Annotated in this window: 18 protein-coding genes; 5 read left to right on the forward strand and 13 right to left on the reverse strand. The window is 66.8% G+C overall.

Features of this window, described 5'->3' with window-relative positions:
- The 4 genes from QZS21_RS10300 to QZS21_RS10315 form a co-directional block, all read right to left on the reverse strand.
- On the reverse strand, positions 1-751 hold a 751-nt coding region (locus tag QZS21_RS10300), incomplete at its 3' end, for a GH25 family lysozyme (RefSeq protein WP_295583058.1).
- A gap of 58 nt (positions 752-809) precedes the next feature.
- Positions 810-1,046, reverse strand: a complete 237-nt coding sequence (locus QZS21_RS10305; RefSeq protein ID WP_295583060.1) for a hypothetical protein — start codon at positions 1,044-1,046, stop codon at positions 810-812.
- 10 nt (positions 1,047-1,056) lie between these two features.
- Complete coding sequence (locus QZS21_RS10310) at positions 1,057-1,494, reverse strand: hypothetical protein (protein WP_295583062.1); 438 nt, start codon at positions 1,492-1,494, stop codon at positions 1,057-1,059.
- A 12-nt stretch (positions 1,495-1,506) separates the two neighbouring features.
- The gene (locus QZS21_RS10315; protein WP_295583064.1) at positions 1,507-2,532 is read right to left on the reverse strand and encodes an aldo/keto reductase; all 1,026 of its coding nucleotides are present in this window, start codon (positions 2,530-2,532) and stop codon (positions 1,507-1,509) included.
- A gap of 128 nt (positions 2,533-2,660) precedes the next feature.
- Between QZS21_RS10315 and QZS21_RS10320 the strand changes: the two genes are divergently transcribed.
- Both QZS21_RS10320 and QZS21_RS10325 read left to right on the forward strand, forming a co-directional pair.
- Positions 2,661-3,380: an XAC2610-related protein gene (locus QZS21_RS10320; RefSeq protein ID WP_295583066.1), complete on the forward strand. Its 720-nt coding sequence runs from the start codon at positions 2,661-2,663 to the stop codon at positions 3,378-3,380.
- Between the two features lies 1 nt (position 3,381).
- Positions 3,382-3,729: a winged helix-turn-helix domain-containing protein gene (locus QZS21_RS10325; RefSeq protein ID WP_295583068.1), complete on the forward strand. Its 348-nt coding sequence runs from the start codon at positions 3,382-3,384 to the stop codon at positions 3,727-3,729.
- A gap of 106 nt (positions 3,730-3,835) precedes the next feature.
- Here the strand turns inward: QZS21_RS10325 and QZS21_RS10330 are convergent, their stop codons facing one another.
- The 4 genes from QZS21_RS10330 to xdhA form a co-directional block, all read right to left on the reverse strand.
- Positions 3,836-4,486, reverse strand: coding sequence for an AAA family ATPase (locus QZS21_RS10330; protein WP_295583070.1), 651 nt, complete (start codon positions 4,484-4,486; stop codon positions 3,836-3,838).
- Positions 4,487-4,692: 206 nt separating this feature from the next.
- Positions 4,693-5,199, reverse strand: coding sequence for a xanthine dehydrogenase subunit XdhC (gene xdhC / locus QZS21_RS10335; protein ID WP_295583093.1), 507 nt, complete (start codon positions 5,197-5,199; stop codon positions 4,693-4,695).
- A complete protein-coding gene (gene xdhB, locus QZS21_RS10340; RefSeq protein ID WP_295583072.1) occupies positions 5,199-6,080 on the reverse strand; it encodes a xanthine dehydrogenase subunit XdhB in 882 nt (293 codons plus the stop codon). Before xdhB ends, xdhC begins: the two co-directional genes overlap by 1 nt.
- Before the next feature lie 14 nt (positions 6,081-6,094).
- Positions 6,095-8,389, reverse strand: coding sequence for a xanthine dehydrogenase subunit XdhA (gene xdhA, locus QZS21_RS10345; RefSeq protein WP_295583074.1), 2,295 nt, complete (start codon positions 8,387-8,389; stop codon positions 6,095-6,097).
- Between the two features lie 90 nt (positions 8,390-8,479).
- Between xdhA and QZS21_RS10350 the strand changes: the two genes are divergently transcribed.
- Positions 8,480-9,073 carry a nucleotidyltransferase family protein gene (locus QZS21_RS10350; protein ID WP_295583076.1) on the forward strand — a complete coding sequence of 198 codons (594 nt, stop codon included), beginning with the start codon at positions 8,480-8,482 and terminating at the stop codon, positions 9,071-9,073.
- Positions 9,070-9,339 carry a DUF1905 domain-containing protein gene (locus QZS21_RS10355; RefSeq protein ID WP_295583078.1) on the forward strand — a complete coding sequence of 90 codons (270 nt, stop codon included), beginning with the start codon at positions 9,070-9,072 and terminating at the stop codon, positions 9,337-9,339. Before QZS21_RS10350 ends, QZS21_RS10355 begins: the two co-directional genes overlap by 4 nt.
- Before the next feature lie 32 nt (positions 9,340-9,371).
- On the opposite strand, the gene QZS21_RS10360 is transcribed toward QZS21_RS10355, so the two are convergent.
- The 3 genes from QZS21_RS10360 to QZS21_RS10370 all read right to left on the reverse strand — a co-directional run bounded on the left by QZS21_RS10360 (position 9,372) and on the right by QZS21_RS10370 (position 13,039).
- The gene (locus tag QZS21_RS10360; protein WP_295583080.1) at positions 9,372-9,689 is read right to left on the reverse strand and encodes a hypothetical protein; all 318 of its coding nucleotides are present in this window, start codon (positions 9,687-9,689) and stop codon (positions 9,372-9,374) included.
- Between the two features lie 28 nt (positions 9,690-9,717).
- A complete protein-coding gene (gene xdh, locus QZS21_RS10365) occupies positions 9,718-12,267 on the reverse strand; it encodes a selenium-dependent xanthine dehydrogenase (RefSeq protein WP_295583082.1) in 2,550 nt (849 codons plus the stop codon).
- A 136-nt stretch (positions 12,268-12,403) separates the two neighbouring features.
- Positions 12,404-13,039 (reverse strand): thiamine diphosphokinase, encoded by a 636-nt coding sequence (locus QZS21_RS10370; RefSeq protein WP_295583084.1) that lies wholly within the window; start codon positions 13,037-13,039, stop codon positions 12,404-12,406.
- Positions 13,040-13,152: 113 nt separating this feature from the next.
- On the opposite strand from QZS21_RS10370, the gene QZS21_RS10375 reads away from it, so the two are divergent.
- Positions 13,153-13,326 carry a hypothetical protein gene (locus QZS21_RS10375; protein WP_295583087.1) on the forward strand — a complete coding sequence of 58 codons (174 nt, stop codon included), beginning with the start codon at positions 13,153-13,155 and terminating at the stop codon, positions 13,324-13,326.
- Positions 13,327-13,381: 55 nt separating this feature from the next.
- Here QZS21_RS10375 and QZS21_RS10380 read toward each other — a convergent pair whose 3' ends face one another.
- Complete coding sequence (locus QZS21_RS10380) at positions 13,382-14,032, reverse strand: TrkA family potassium uptake protein (RefSeq protein ID WP_295583089.1); 651 nt, start codon at positions 14,030-14,032, stop codon at positions 13,382-13,384.
- 14 nt (positions 14,033-14,046) lie between these two features.
- Positions 14,047-15,372 carry a TrkH family potassium uptake protein gene (locus tag QZS21_RS10385; RefSeq protein ID WP_295583091.1) on the reverse strand — a complete coding sequence of 442 codons (1,326 nt, stop codon included), beginning with the start codon at positions 15,370-15,372 and terminating at the stop codon, positions 14,047-14,049.
- Positions 15,373-15,505: the final 133 nt, after the last annotated feature.

Here is a 15,505-nt window from a genome sequence, read left to right on the forward strand (position 1 = left end):
TGCCGTACCGCTCCGCGATCCCCCACAGGGTGTCCCCGGGCTGAACGGTGTAGGTCCGCTCCGCCGGGGCCTCCGCCAGCGTCACGGCGGCGGTGAACCGGTCCCGGTCCACCGCCCCGGAAATGCCGGGCAGCACCCCCTGGTCCGTATACTGAAACCCCGCCCAGCCGGGCCAGACGCTGTTTTCCACCTCCGGCTCCGCCGCCCCGTAGGCAGCCGCCCACAGGGGATACCGGGCAAACGCCTCCGTGCTCCACAGGGCGGAGGCGGCCCAGGCATCGGCGTACAGCAGGGGCACCTGGCCCGTCTCCGCCTCCAGGACCTCCAGAAAGGCCAGGCCCACCGCCCGCACCTGCCGGGCGGAGAGCCCGTCGAAGGCCTCGAAATCCATGGCGGGGCGGCAGTCGTAGCGCTGCTGCGCCAGCAGCCCCGCAAAGTGCCGGGCCTGGGCCCGGGCCGCCTCCGCCGTGCGGGCGGTGACGTAGTAATAGAAGCCCCGGCGCAGCCCCGCCTCCGCCGCCCCGGCGGCGTTTTCCCGAAACCGGGCGTCCTCCGTCTCCCCGAAGCCCGCCCGGATATAGACGATCTCCACACCGCCCTCCGCCAGGCGCTGGAAATCCACATGGCCCTGGTAAACGCTGATATCCGCCCCCTCGTAGACGGGCGCGGCGGGCGCCGGGCCCAGTGCCCGGGCCGGCGCCGCCAGGGTCAGCAGCAGAACAAGCGCCGTCAGGGCGCAGCGGTGTTTCATAAAAATCGCCTCCCGGACCAGACTATGCGTCCGGCCCGGGAGGCGTGCGGAAAGGCGCTTATTCGACGGTCTCGCCGCACTCGGGGCAGGTCTTGGGAATCCCGCCCCGGAGGCGCCACAGCTTGCCGCAGTGGGGGCAGCGGAAGAATTTCAGCGTCTGGGCAAAGCCGCCCAGCATGCACAAAACCCCCGCGTAGGCCAACGCCATGTGGCCGACGGCCACATACAGGTACATCAGCCCCAGGCCCACCGCGCACAGAATCCACAGCAGGTAAAAGCTCTTGCGGTAATTCATGGCGCGCCCCTTACGTCCGGTCCGGGAACTTGGCACACAGCCGGTCCAATTCCTCGATGAGGGCGGTCATCTCCGGTTTGTCCAGGGTGCAGGTGAGCTCGGCGGTGTCGTTTCCGTCCATGGTGTTGGGCAGGAAGAAGGAGACGTACACCCGGTAATCCTCCCCCTCCGCGTCCGCGGACAAAAGGAAGTAGGGCTCGGCAAAGCTGCTCTCGTAGCGGTCCCGGATGCCCGCGTGCAGCACCTTCAGCCCGGCGGTCATCTCCTTGAGCTCGTAGGTCAGAAGGCAGCTGTTGGAGTCCTTGGTCAGACCCCCGTTCTCATCCCGCCAGGTGGCCCGCAGCACCAGCCAGTTCCGGTCGTCGCTGGCGGGGTCGCCGCCGTCGGCGGGCAGTTCGTAGTTCACGATGTGCAGCTCTAGGCTGGCATCCTCATTTTGAAACAGCATGGTCTCTCCCTCTCAGTCGTTGTGGTGCTGGGCGTAGAACGCGTCGTAGTCCTTCAGCATCTTCTCCAGCAGGGCCGGGGTGTCCAGCTCGTAGGGGCAGCGGCTCTTGCAGGCGTCGCAGTGGACGCACGCTTCGATCTTGTGCATTTTGGCGTACCACTCGTCGCTCATGTAGGGCCGGTAGGGGGAGCGGCGGAGCAGGGCGCTCATCCGGGCCGCCTGGGGAATGTCGATGCCGGCGGTGCAGGGCAGGCAGTACCCGCAGCTGCGGCAGAAGTCCCCCGCCAGCTCCGCCCGGTCCCGCTGGATTACCGCCTGGATCTCCGGCGTCATGCCCGGGTCCCGGGCGTCCAGCTCCAGCCACTGGTCCAGCTCCCACTCGTGCTGCACGCCCCAGATGGGCACCACCGTGGGATACTGGCGCATGAAGGCGTAGCACGCCTCGGCGTTGTTCAGCAGGCCGCCGGAGAGGCCCTTCATGGCGATGAAGCCCATGTCCGCCTCCCGGCACCGCTCCACCAGCTCCAAGTCCTTGTCCGAGGCCAGGTAGCAAAAGGGGAATTGCAGCGTCTCATAGAGGCCGGAGTCGATGGCGGCATGGGCCACCTTCAGCCGGTGGTTGGTGATGCCAATATGGCGGATGTAGCCCTTTTTCTGCATCTCCAGCGCCGCGGCAAAGGGACCGTCCGGGTCCTCCGGGTCCGGCAGCTGGGCGGGGTTGTGAAACTGGAAGAGGTCGATGTAGTCCGTCTCCAGGCTGCGCAGGCTCTGCTCAATATGGCCCAGAACCGTTTGTTTGTCCTTGCCGCCGCTCTTGGTGGAGATCACCACATTTTGCCGCACGCCCCGGAGGGCGGCACCCAGCTTCTTCTCGCTGTCGGTGTAGGCATTGGCGGTGTCGAAGTAGTTCACACCGGCATCGTAGGCCCGGCGTACCAGCTTTTCCGCGTCGGCCTGGGAGATGCGCTGGATGGGCAGGGCGCCGAAGGATGTCCGGGAAACCAGCAGCTCCGTGCGGCCCAATCTGATTTTTTCCATAGTTGTTCCTCCTGTCCGCCGCCGCAGGCGGCGTTTTTTTCCCTCGAGAGGTATTGTAGCACACTTTTCCCCGTTTGCAAATCCGGCGGGATATGTTAAGATGGAGAAAAACGGGAGGAACACGCCATATGAGACCTTGGATGGGCGCCGTCCTGGCCCTGGCGCTGCTGTGCGCCGGGTGCGCCCGGCAGCAGCCGGCGCAGCCGACGCCGCCCCGGGAGGAGCCGGCGCCGGAGCAGATCCCCGCGCCCCCGCCGGCGGCGCCGGAGACAGAGGACCACGTGCTGCGGACGCTGACCACCCAGGTGGACGGCGGACGGAGCCTGACCCTGGAGATCGTGGGCAAAAAGCGGACGGACATGGACCAGTGGGGTGTCCGGGAAATCCGGGTGTACGAGGGAGCGCGCCTGCTCCAGACCCTCTCCGTCCAAGAGGCCATCGACACCGACGGCGTCAGCGGCGCCCTGGGGGCGGGGTACACGGACTGCCGGGACCCGGAGGGCGGCCTGGGCCTGGCGGACATGAACTTCGACGGCATCGCCGACCTCTCCCTGGCGGCCTGGATTCCGGCGGGGGGCAACCTCCCCTCCTACTACTGGCTGTGGGACAGCGACTCCGGGGCCTTCCGGTACGGCTTCTGCCTGCCAAACGCAGTGGTGGACGAGGAAAACCGGCAGATCATCTGCAGCCTCACCGAAACCGCCGGATACACCACGGAGTACTACGAATATGACGGCGGCGGCCGCCTGGAGCTGACCTACACGGTGAGCGAGACCTACCTGCCCGACGGCACCCTCCGGCGGGAGGCCTGGCGGCGGGTGGACGGCCAGCTGATACAGGAGGAGTGACATGGGACGAGATTTCCACTGGAAGGTGACGGTGCGGCTCTACGACGGGGACCAGCGGTGCTTCGGCCCCGGCGTGGCCGCCCTCCTCGCCCGGGTGGAGGCCCACCGCTCCCTCCGGGCGGCCGCGGCCTCCATGGAGATGGCCTACTCCAAGGCCTGGCGCATCGTCCGCACCGCCGAGGAGGCCCTGGGCTGCAAGCTGCTGGCGTCCACCATCGGCGGCGCCCACGGCGGCGGCGCCGTTCTGACGGCGGAGGCGTCGGCGCTGCTGGCGGCCTACCGGCGCTGCACCGCCGACGTGGAGGCCTATGCCCAGGCGCGGCTGGAGCAGGACTTTCCCCTTCCCTGAGTCAAACAGTCGGCGGCGCGCGCCGCTTTGCGGCATGGCCCCGGGGCCGGAGGCCATGGACAGCCATCAAAAAAAGGACCGCCTCCGGGCGGTCCTTTTTGGCGGCTTATCCCTGGGTGGGGTCCTGCTCCGTGGGGCTGGGCACGGGGTGCTCCTTGTGCTCCACCATGGCCCGAATCAGCTCCACGGTGCCGCCCAGGCCCAGATAGCTGGAATCCAGGCAGAAGTCGTAGCTCTCCACCGCGCCCCACTTCTGGGAGGAGTAGTACTCGTAATAGGACGCCCGGCGCTTGTCGGTGCGGACGATGAGCTGGCGGGCCTTCTCCGGCGTCAGGTTCTGCCGCTTGGCCACCCGGGCGATGCGCACGTCCATGGGGGCGTGGATGAACAGGCTCAGGTGGTTGGGATTGTCCGCCAGGGCATAGTCCGCGCAACGGCCGATCATGACGCAGGGCCCCTGCTCCGCCAGGTTGCGGATGGTGTCGAAGGTGGCCAGGTACACCTGCTGTTCCAAAGAGTCCCCGGCGCCGGTGCCGGGCAGGGCGAACATGTAAGAGTCCATGGCGATGGAGTACAGCAGGCTCTTGGGCCGCTCGTCGAAGTTCTCGAAGATCTTCTCACACAGGCCGCTCTTCTTGGCGGCCTCCTGTAACAATTCCTTATCGTAAAACGGGATGCCCAGCTCTTTGGCCACGCGAATACCCACTTCTTTGCCGCCGCTTCCAAACTGGCGTCCAATGGTGATGATGGTTTTCATGGGAATGCCCCCTTTGCTTTTTATGTGTTGATTATATCACACCCCCTCCCCACCGTCAAATGAAAGCAGCGGGCGGGCCGCCCCGGGGGCGGAGCGGAACGGCCGCCGGGCGTGCGCCCGGCGGCCGGTTTCCCACCGCCCGGCGCGGCTTCCGTCCCACAAAACGGCCGCCCCATCGGGGCGGCCGTTGTTCTCCTCGCTGCCGTCTACCGGGGCATAGGCTTGCCCAGGCGCCGGTACATGGTCTTCTTCACCGCCCGGAGGATGTTCTCATACCCGGTACAGCGGCACAGGTGGCCGGAGAGGCGGCGGCGCAGCTCCTCGTCGCTGAACTCCTCCCCGCTCTCCAAAATCTCCACTGCTGTGAGGATGAAGCCCGGCGTGCAGAAGCCGCACTGGATGGCGGCCTCGTCCACAAAGGCCTGCTGAATGTCGGACAGCTCCCCGTTGGGGCCCAGAAGACCCTCCAGGGTGCGGATGTGCCGGCCCTCCGCCCACACCGCCAGATAGATGCAGGAGTTGAAGGCCTCCCCGTCGATGAGGACGTTGCAGGCGCCGCACTCCCCCACCTCGCAGCCCTTTTTCACGGAGGTCATCCGGAAGTCGTTGCGCAGCATGTCCGTGAGGCTGGCCCGGACGTCCACCGTCCGCTCCACGTCCTTGCCGTTCAGGTTGAACCGGACCGTCTGATACTGTATCACATGCTTTTCCATCACAGCGTCCCTCCCGCCCGTCTCGCCGCCTCCAGGAAGGCGCGCTTGGCGCTCTCCACGGCGATGTGCATCCGAAAGTCCTTGGCGGCCCGCCAGGAGTCCCGGGGGTGAATGTCCTCCCGTACCGCCTGGGCGAAGGTCTCCGCCAGCTCCTGGGTGAGGGGGCGGCCCTTTGCCGCCGCCTCCGCCGTCTCCGCCCGCAGGGGGACGGGGCCCGCCACGCCGAAGGCCACCCGCGCCCGCTCCACCGTCCGCTTGTCGGCGGAGAGGCGGACGTTAACGGAGGTCCCCAGGGTGGCGATGTCCATGGCATTGCGCATGGCATACTTGATATAGTAGCCAAATGTGTCAGTATAGTCGTCTTTCTGGATCAGGATAGCGGTCTGAATCTCACCGGCCCGCAGGTCCACCTGTCCCGCCCGGAGATAGAACTCCCGGATGGGCACCAGCCGCTTCCCCTCCGGCCCCGTCAGCTCCACAACGGCGTTGTAGGCGAACAGCGTGGAGGCGGAGTCGGCGGAGGTGACGCCGTTGCAGGTGTTGCCGCCGATGGTGCCGATGTTGCGGATCTGGGGGCCGCCCACCTGGTCCACCGCCTCCCCCAGGACGTTCAGATACCGCTGGATCAGCGCATCCCGGGTGATGTGGGAGAAGCTGGTGAGGCTGCCGATGCGGAGCGTCCCGTCCGCCTCCAGGGTGACCCCTCGCAGCGCGTCCAGGCCGTAAATGGAGATCAGCTCCGCGCCGGCCCGCTTCCCCTCCCGCATCTGCACCAGCACGTCGGACCCGCCGGCGATGATCTGGGCCTGGGGATGGGCCAGGCGGAGGGCCACGGCGTCCTCCACGCTGCCTGCCTGGTACAGGGCTTTCATATCATACATGTGGGGTTCCCTCCTCAGTCGGTGATGAGCCCCGCCTCTTTGAACTTCCGGTAGAGGACGTGGGGCGTGATGGGACAGCAGTCGATGGAAACGCCGGTGGCCTGGAGAATGGCGTTGCGGATGGCGGGCGCGCCGGAGCAGGCCGGCGGCTCTCCCAGCGCCTTGGTGCCGTAGGGCGACGTGGGCTCCGGGTTCTCCACGAAAGCGGTCTGAAGGGTGGGGTGGTCCAGGCAGGTGGAGAGCTTGTAGTCCAGCAGGTTGTTGTTCAGCGGCCTGCCGGTCTTCTCGTCGAATTTCAGCTCCTCGGACAGGCCGTAGCCGATGGCCATGGACATGCCGCCGTGGACCTGGGCCTCCGCCAAGGCGGGGTTGATGAGAGTGCCGCAGTCGTGAACATTGACGATGTTCAGGAGTTTCACTTTACACATTGGGATGTCCACCTCCACCTCCGCGAAGGAGCAGCCGAAGGAGTAGGCGTTGGACTTGATCTGGGCGGTGGTCTCGGCAGTGATGTGCTGGCTGCTCTCCAGGGAGTACAGGCTCTCCGTGGCCAGGTCCCCCAGGGATTTCAGCACCCGGCCGTCGGACTTGCGGACGATCTGTCCGTCCACCAGGTCCAGGTTGGACACGGGCATCCGGGTCTGCTGGTGGGCGATCTCCAAAATCCGCTCCCGGAGGGCCTGGGCGGTCTGCATGATGGAGAAGCCGCCGATGTAGGTTTGACGGGAGGCGTAGGCCCCGGTGCCGAAGGGGGTCACGTCGGTGTCCTGGGTGGAGACCACGTGGACATCGGCCAGCGGGACGCCCACGGCGTCCGCCACCATCTGGGAATAGGCCGTGTCGCAGCCCTGGCCGATCTCCGTCTCCCCGGTCTGGAACTGGAGGGAGCCGTCCTGGTTGAGCACCATGCGGCAGGAGGAGGACTCCAGCGAGATGGGCCAGACGGCGGTGTTGTACCAGAACACCGCCAGGCCGATGCCCCGGCGGACGGGGCCGGTCTGGTTCCGGTAGGCGGCCAGCTTCTCCCGGTAGCCGATGGCGGCCATGCCCTTTTCCATGCACTGGTGGAAGGTGTCGCTGTACAGCTCGTTTTTGGAGAAGCCGTCCACATACCCCACGGGCATCAGGTTCTTCCGCCGGAATTCAAGAGGCTCCATGCCGATGGCCCGGCAGATGTCGTCAATGTGGCTCTCCCCGGCAAACATGGCCTGGGGGATGCCGTAGCCCCGCATGGCCCCGGCGGCGGGGCGATTGGTGAAGACGCTCCAGCAGTCGCACTCCAGGTTGTCGCAGGGGTAGAGCTGGGGGAAGGCCCCCATGCCCTTGGCCACCACGCCGTGGCCGTGGGAGGCGTAGGCCCCCTGGTTGGAGAAGGCCTCAAACTTCCGGGCCACCAGCGTGCCGTCGGGCCGGACGTAGGAGATGATATGGGTGCGGATGGCGTGGCGGACCCGGTTGGAGACGAAGGTCTCCTCCCGGGTGCACTCCAGCTTCACCAGCCGCCCCCCCACCATCTGGGAGCACCAGGCGCACAGCGGCTCGTACAGGGCGTCCTGCTTGTTGCCGAAGCCCCCGCCGATGTAGGGCTTGATTAGCCGGACCTTGCCCCAGGGCAGGCCCAGGGCCTGGCCCACCACCCGGCGGACGATGTGGGGAATCTGGGTGGAGGAGACCACCACCATTCGCCCTGCCTCCTGATAGGCAAAGCAGCCGTGGTTTTCAATATGGCAGTGCTGGACGGTGGGGGTGTCGTACCAGCCCTCCACCTGGATGAGGCCCGGCTCCTGCCGGGCGGATTCGTAATCGCCCCGGCGGATGTCCGTGTGGTTCAGGATGTTGCCCGGATACGCCTCCTGGATTTGCGGCGCCCCCGGCTGCATGGCCTCCTGGACGTCCAGCACGAAGGGCAGCGCCTCATACGTGACCTCCAGCGCCCGGACGCCCTGCATGGCCGCCACCTCGTCCTCCGCGATCACCACCGCCACCTCGTCGCCGTAGTAGCGGACATGGCGGTTCAGCAACAGCCGGTCCGCCACGTCCTGGTGGGCGGGGTCTGTGGACCAGGGGTGGCCCGCCGTGGGGAAGGGGCGGTCCGGGGCGTCGAAGCAGGTCAGCACCCGGACCACGCCGGGCACAGCCTCCGCCGCCGCGGTGTCGATGGCCTTCACGAAGCCGTGGGCCACGGTGGCGTGGCAGATTTTCGCCACCAGGGCGCTGCGGTCGCACAGATCGTCCATGTACTTGGCCCGGCCGGTGGCCTTTTCATAGGCATCCACCCGGACCACGCTTTTGCCGACGCTTTTGCTCATTGGGCAGCCCTCCTTAATGAAATGAAGTCCCGCCCCGGTTGACTGGCAGGGGCGAAAGCGGATATACTAGGGGAAAATGAGGTGATCGCTTTGAACAAACCGTTGAAAACCGGCTGTGTGGTGATGGCCGCCGGCAACGCCCGGCGGTATGGGGAGAACAAGCTGGCGGCCTCCCTCCAGGGGCGGAGCCTGATCCGCCGGGCGCTGGAGGCCGTGCCGCCGGAGGCCTTCGACGCCGTGGTGGTGGTGACCCAATACCCGGAGATCATACAGCTTGCAAAGGAGTTTCACTTTGCAGCTGTCCACAACCCCCACCCGGAGTACGGCATCAGCCACACCATCGCCCTGGGGTTGACGGGATTGCGGGACTGCGACGGGGCGGCGTTTCTGGTGTCGGACCAGCCCCTGCTGCGGCGGGAGAGCGTGGCGGCCCTGGCGGCCCTCTGGCGGCGGCAGCCGGAGAAGATCGCCGCCCTGGCCCACGGGGGCGTCCGAGGCAACCCCTGCCTCTTCCCCGCCCGCCTGTTCCCGGAGCTGCTGGCGCTGGAGGAGGACCACGGCGGAAACACCGTCATCCGCCGCCACGAGGCGGACCTGGTGCTGCTGGAGGTGGATCCGCAGGAGCTGGCGGATGTGGACAGCCCCCGGGCCCTGGAGGCCCTCCAGGCGGAGGCGGGCCGGTGAGCCCCGGCATCCATGCGTTCTCCGCCGTCATCCGGAAGGTGCCCCAAATCGACGGGGCCTATGTGGAGATCCCCTTCGATGTGCGGGCGGTGTTCGGCAAGGGCCGGGTGAAGGTCCGCGCCACCTTCGACGGCGTGCCCTACGACGGAAGCCTGGTGCGGATGGGCACGCCGGGCCATATTCTGGGCATCCGGAAAGATATCCGCGCCAAGATCGGGAAACAGCCGGGGGACGCGGTGCGTGTGACCCTCCGGGAGCGGGAGTAGGGCGGGGCCGGAGGCGGCCCCGCTCCTTTCCGTCAAAAACCGGGAAGGGCGGAACCGAGCCGCGCGGACCAGAACGGGACCTCAAAGAGTAGTCCGGCGGCCAGGGCGGCGGCATTCAGAACCGCCAGGACCCAAGGAAATCTGGAAAACATGAAGCGCCGGCGCCAGGCACAGAGCAGCCAAACCGGGGCGGCCACGGTGCCCACATGCAGCAAGAGCAGCATCAGCGCGCCGGCCAACATCCACTGATCCGGGTTATCGGACAGGGAGACAAGCAGGAAAATTCCCCAGGCCGCCGGTGTGATGCAGGCGGCGATCCTTCCCCATTTGAAAAGCCGCTCCTCAACCATGGACGACTCCTTTCCCGCGCAGCAGCAGTCACTTCCTCGTATACGGCGTGCCCTCCAGGGGCAGGCTGGTGCGGAGCCTGCCGTCGTAGCGGTAATAGGCGTCCGCAATGGCGGGAGCGGTGGGGATGGAGGTGATCTCCCCGATACCGATGGCGCCGCAGGCCACGTTGAGGCCCGGCTTTTCCACGATGATGGGGGTGATCTTGGGGATCTGGTTGGCCCGGAACAGGCCCAGGGTGCCGAACTTGGCGGTGGGTTTACAATCCTCCAGAGGATAGCGCTCCGTCAGGGCAAAGCCCATGGACATCACCACGCCCCCCTCGATCTGCCCCTCCACGGACAGGGGGTTCACCGCTCTGCCCACGTCGTGGGCGGCCACAATCTCCTGAATCCGCCCCTCCTCGTCCAGAATGCAGACCTGGGTGGCGTAGCCGTAGGCAATATGGCTGACAGGGTTGGGCACGTCGGCCCCCAGCGGGTCCGTCTTTCCCAGATACTCTCCGTAAAACTCCCGTCCCTCCAGCTCTGTCAAGGATTTTTCCTTCAATGCCTCCGCCAGTTCCCGGCAGGCCCGGCGGCAGGCCTCGCCGGTGAACAGCGTCTGGCGGGAGCCGGAGGTGGTGCCGGAATCCGGGGCAAAATAGGTGTTGGACCGCTCGTAGACCACCTGCTCCGGGGAGAGGCCCGTCTGGTCGCAGACCATCTGGGTGAGGACGGTGCCCAGCCCCTGGCCGATGCAGGAGGCCCCGGCGAAAATGTGGAGTCTGCCCCCCTGCGCCACCAGCCGGACTCGGCCGGTGTCCGGAATGCCCACGCCCACGCCGGCGTTTTTCATGGCGCAGGCCAGGCCCACGTACCGGGCCCCGTCACAATAGGGCTTCACCGCCTCCAGCGTCTCCGCCAGGCCGGTGGAGTCGTCCACAATCTGGCCGTTGGGCAGCTCCTGCCCCGGGCGGATGGCATTGCGCCAGCGGATCTCCCAGGGGGAGATGCCCACGATGTCCGCCATCTGGTTGAGCAGCGTCTCAATGCAAAAACAGGTCTGGGTGACGCCAAAGCCCCGGAAGGCCCCGGCGGGGGGATTGTTGGTGTAATAGGCCCAGCCGTCGATTTCAAAGTTCTGATAGTTGTAGGGCCCGGCGGCGTGGGTGCAGGCCCGCTCCAACACCGGCCCCCCCAGGGAGGCGTAGGCCCCGGTGTCCGCGATGACCTCGGCGGCCACGCCCTGGATGATGCCGTTTTCGTCGCAGCCCAGGGAGAACTCCATCTCCATGGGGTGGCGCTTGGGGTGGATGAGGATGCTCTCCGCCCGGGTGAGCTTCACCTTCACCGGGCGGTGGGTGAGGTAGGCGATCAGGGCGGCGTGGTGCTGAACGGTCACGTCCTCCTTGCCGCCGAAGCCGCCGCCCACCAGGCAGTTGCGGACCTTCACCCGCTCGGCGGGCAGGCCCAGCATCCCCATGGTCTCGTGCTGGGTATCGTAGGCCCCCTGGTCGGTGGAGAGGATCATCACCCCGTCCCCGTCGGGATAGGCCACGGCGCACTCCGGCTCCAAAAAGGCGTGCTCCGTCCAGGGGGTGGAAAAGCGCCGGGTGAGGACGTGCTTGCTCTTGGCGATGGCCTCCGCCGGGTTGCCCCGCTGGATGTGCTTGTGGGCCAGCAGGTTGCCGGAGCGGTGGACCAGGGGCGCGTCGGGCAGCATGGCCTCCCGGGGGCTGCGGACCATGGGCAGCACCTCGTAGTCCACCCGGACCAACGCCTTGGCCTGCTCCAAAATCTCCGGCGTCTCGGCGGCCACCAGGCAAATGGCGTCCCCCAGATAGTGGGTGATGTCCCCCACGGCGATCAGGGTGTCCCAGTCCTTTTTCAGGTGGCCCACCTTGTTCTGCCCCGGGATGTCTTCGGCGGTGAAGACCCCCGCCACGCCGGGCAGGGCCCGGGCCTCCTCCGTGTGGATGGCCAGCACCCGGGCCCGGGGATGGGCGCTGCGGACGGCACTGCCGTAGAGCATCCCCTCCAGATACACGTCGTCGGGATAGATGCCGGTGCCGGTGACCTTCTCCTCCACGTCTACCCTGGGCACCCGGGCGCCCAAGGACCACTCCTTTGGAGACGGCGGCACCGTCCCCGCCCGGAGCACCTCCCCCGCCAGCAAAATCGCGTCGATGATCTTCACGTAGCCGGTGCAGCGGCAGATGTTGTTGCGGATGGCGTAGGCCGCCTCCTCCCGGGTGGGGCTGGGGTTCTGGTCCAGCAGGCCCTTGGCGCACAGCACCATCCCCGGGATGCAGAAGCCGCACTGGACGGCGCCGGCGGCGCCGAAGGCGTATGTATAGGCGGACTTCTCAAAGTCCGTCAGCCCCTCCACCGTCAATACAGCCTTTCCCTCCAGCTTTCCGGTCTGGGAAACGCAGGCCCGGGCGGGCTTGCCGTCGATAAGGACCGTGCAGGTGCCGCAGGCGCCCTCGCTGCATCCGTCCTTGACGCTGGTGAGCCGCAGCTCATCCCGCAAAAAGCGCAGCAGCTTCTGGTTGTTCTCCACGGTGACGGGCCGGCCGTTCACAGTAAATGACGCCATGAAAAATACCCTCCTTCGCCGCCGTGCCCAACCCTGGTCCCACGGTCCGTTCTCTCCGGAAAGGTCAACCTTTCCTTTTGCTCATTATACAATATCCCGCCCCCATGCGCAACCTTCCGTTGTGCAAGGCGTTATTCTATCTCCCGGATAGCGGCGGGAGCTCCCAGCCCACCGCCAGGGCACCCCGGCGGACGGTGATTCGGGCCTCCGGCGCCACAATATGGTTGCTGACCCCCAGGGGGAAGTCCGGGGTCAGCACGGCATCTGAGAGGGGGTACTGGAATCCCGTCTCATCCACGCCCTCCGCCCGGTCCCCCAGGCAGAAGGCGGAAAAAAGCCCCCACTCCACCGTCCGCTCCAGCCGCAGCGTCTCGTTTTCAATGGCGGTCCAGACGAAATCGTTGTCGTAGAGATAGCCCCGGGCGCCTCGGCGGCGGAGGTAGAGCAGCGTCTGCAAGTTGGCCAGGGTGTGGTCCAACCGCCTGCCGCCGGTGCCGCCGTAAAAATAGAGGGCATCGCACCCCTGCTCCAGGGCGGTTTTCACCGCCAGCATCGTGTCCGTGTCGTCCTTCTCCACCGGAGAGCGGCGGACGTTTGGAAAATCCGCGGGCTGCTCCATGGAGTCGAAATCCCCTAACAGCAAATCCGGGACGATGCCTGCCTCCCGGCAGACCCGGTAGCCCGCGTCGGCGGCGATCACCAGGTCGCCGGGAACCGGGCGCTCCCGCAGGCCGTAAAAGGTGCCGGCGGCAAAAATAAAGCAGCGTTTCATGGCGTCACTCCTCGCCTGTTTTCTGTTCAGTTTAGCACACCCGGCGGCATTTGGCAAACCCGCCGCGGATGCCCCGCCGTCTTTCGGCACAAACTGACACCGGAGGTGATCCCATGCCGAAGGCCGAAAACGACCGTCCCACCCGCAAGCCCTCCCTGCGCATCGAACCGGAGAAACGGCTGTGCCCCCTGTTTGACTCGGAGAGCATCGCCACCTTCCCGGTGGCGGAGCCGGGAGAGATGGGCTTCCGGGTGCTGGACAATTTCTGCGAGGAGCACATCCAGTAGAAAAAGGCGCGGGGGCCCGGCAGTGCCGGGTCCCCGCGTCCCTGCATCCGGGGCGTTACATTTTGTTCATCAGGTGGAGGCCCGCCGCCTTGTCCCCCGCGATGATGAGGTGGGTGTCCGGCAAAAAGCGGTAGGCCGGGTCCAGAAGGGGCACGATCTCGTCCCCCTCCTTCACCCCCAGGATGTTCACATTGTACCGGCGGCGGACGTCCATCTCCGCCACGGTGCGGCCCTCCCACTCCCGGGGGGTCTCCATCTCAAAGACGGCGTACTTGGGCGTCAGCTCAAAATAGTCGAAGGCGTTGCGGGCGGAGAACCGGGTGGCCACCCGGAAGGCCATGTCCATCTCCGTGTGAACCACGTGGTCCGCGCCGATCTTCTTCAAAAACTTGATCTGCTTCTCCTGGTCCGCCCGGGCCACCACGTACTTGGCTCCCAGCTCCTTCAAGCTGGCGGTGGCCTCCAGCGAGCATTGGAAATCGTCCCGGACGCAGACGAAGCACACGTCAAAGTTCCCGATCCCCAAGGAGGCCAGCACCTGCTCGTCCCGGCAGTCCCCCACGCAGGCGGCGGTGGCCACCGGGGCCAGCCGGGCCACCCGCTCCTCGTCCTGGTCGATGACCATCACCTCGTTGCCCAGCTCCATCAGCCGCTCCGTCAAATGCCGCCCAAAGCGGCCCAGCCCAATCACCAAAAAGGATTTCACAGACAAGCGCCTCCCTATCCAATGAGAATTTTTTCCGGGACGTTCCGCACCCGGGGCACCGGGCGGACCCGGGTCACCGCCATGGCGACGGACATGCTGCCCACCCGCCCGGCGAACATCATCAGCAGCACCGCAACCTTGGAAAGCGCCGGCAGCGTCGGCGTCACCCCCAGGGTCAGCCCCACGGTGCCCATGGCGGACACCGCCTCAAACAGCGCCTTGTCCAGAGAGATGCCCTGTACGCACAGCACCATGCACCCGGCCATGCAGGCCAGCAAATACAGGCTCACGGAGGAGTGGGCCTTGCGGATAGTCTCCCCGTCCAGCCGGCGGCGGAAGAGATTCACGTCGGGATTGCGCCGGATATGGGACAGGGCGCTGAGCAGCAGCACCGCGAAGGTATTCACCTTGATGCCGCCGCCGGTGGAGCCGGACCCGGCGCCGACGAACATGAGCAGCAGCGTCAGCAGGGTGCCGCCCTGGCTGAGGGCCGCCAGGTCCGCGGTGTTGAAGCCCGCGGTCCGGGGCGTCACGGACTGGAAGGCCGCCATCAGCACCCGCTGTCCGGTGGGGACGCCGGCAAAGGCGTGGTTCCCCTCCAGCAGGTAAAAGGCCAGGGCGCCGCCGACAAACAGCACCGACGTGGACACCAGCACCAGCTTGCTGTGCAGCCGCCAGCGGCGGAACCGCAGCCCATGGGTCAGGAGATCGTCCCACACCAGAAAGCCCAGTCCCCCGCAGATCACCAGGGCCATCAGCACTACGTTGGGCACCACCGCCCCTGCCAGCGAGGTCAGCGACGCGCCGGTGCCCAGCAGGTCGAACCCCGCGTTGCAGAAGGCGGAGACAGCGTGGAACAGCCCCATCCACAGCCCCCGGCCGAAGCCGTACCGGGGACAGAGCCAAAGGGCCAGCACCGCCGCCCCCACGCCCTCGCACGCGGCGGTGACCATCAGGGCCCGGCGGGTCAGCCGGACCACGCCGCCCACCTGAAGGGCGCCCACGGTGTCCATCAGCACGGAGCGCTGGTGGAGGCCGATCCGGCGGCCCATGAGGAAGGAAAAGAGGATGGAGACGGTCATGAACCCCAGGCCGCCCACCTGGATCAGCAGCAGAATCACCCCCTGCCCGAAGAGGGAGAACTGGGTCCAGGTGTCGTACAGCACCAGCCCCGTGACGCAGGAGGCGGAGGCGGCGGTAAACAGCGCGTCCAAAAAGGGCAGGGCCCGCCCGTCCCGGGAGGCGATGGGCAGCGCCAGCAGCACGCCGCCCAGCAAAATCAGGCAGGCAAAGCCCAGCGCCAGGGTCTGGACGGCATTCAATTGCACACGGCGATGCATGGGGGTCCACCTCCTCTATAACAGCCATAGTATGTCCTGCGCCCCCCATTATCGCCGCCGCAAAGTCCGCTTGCCTCCATTTCCGCCTAGCGGCGAAAACGGAGGCCGCTCCCTTGCCCCTCCTCTCCCCGCA

Source organism: uncultured Oscillibacter sp., assembly GCF_900544955.1.
Classification (GTDB): domain Bacteria; phylum Bacillota; class Clostridia; order Oscillospirales; family Oscillospiraceae; genus Oscillibacter.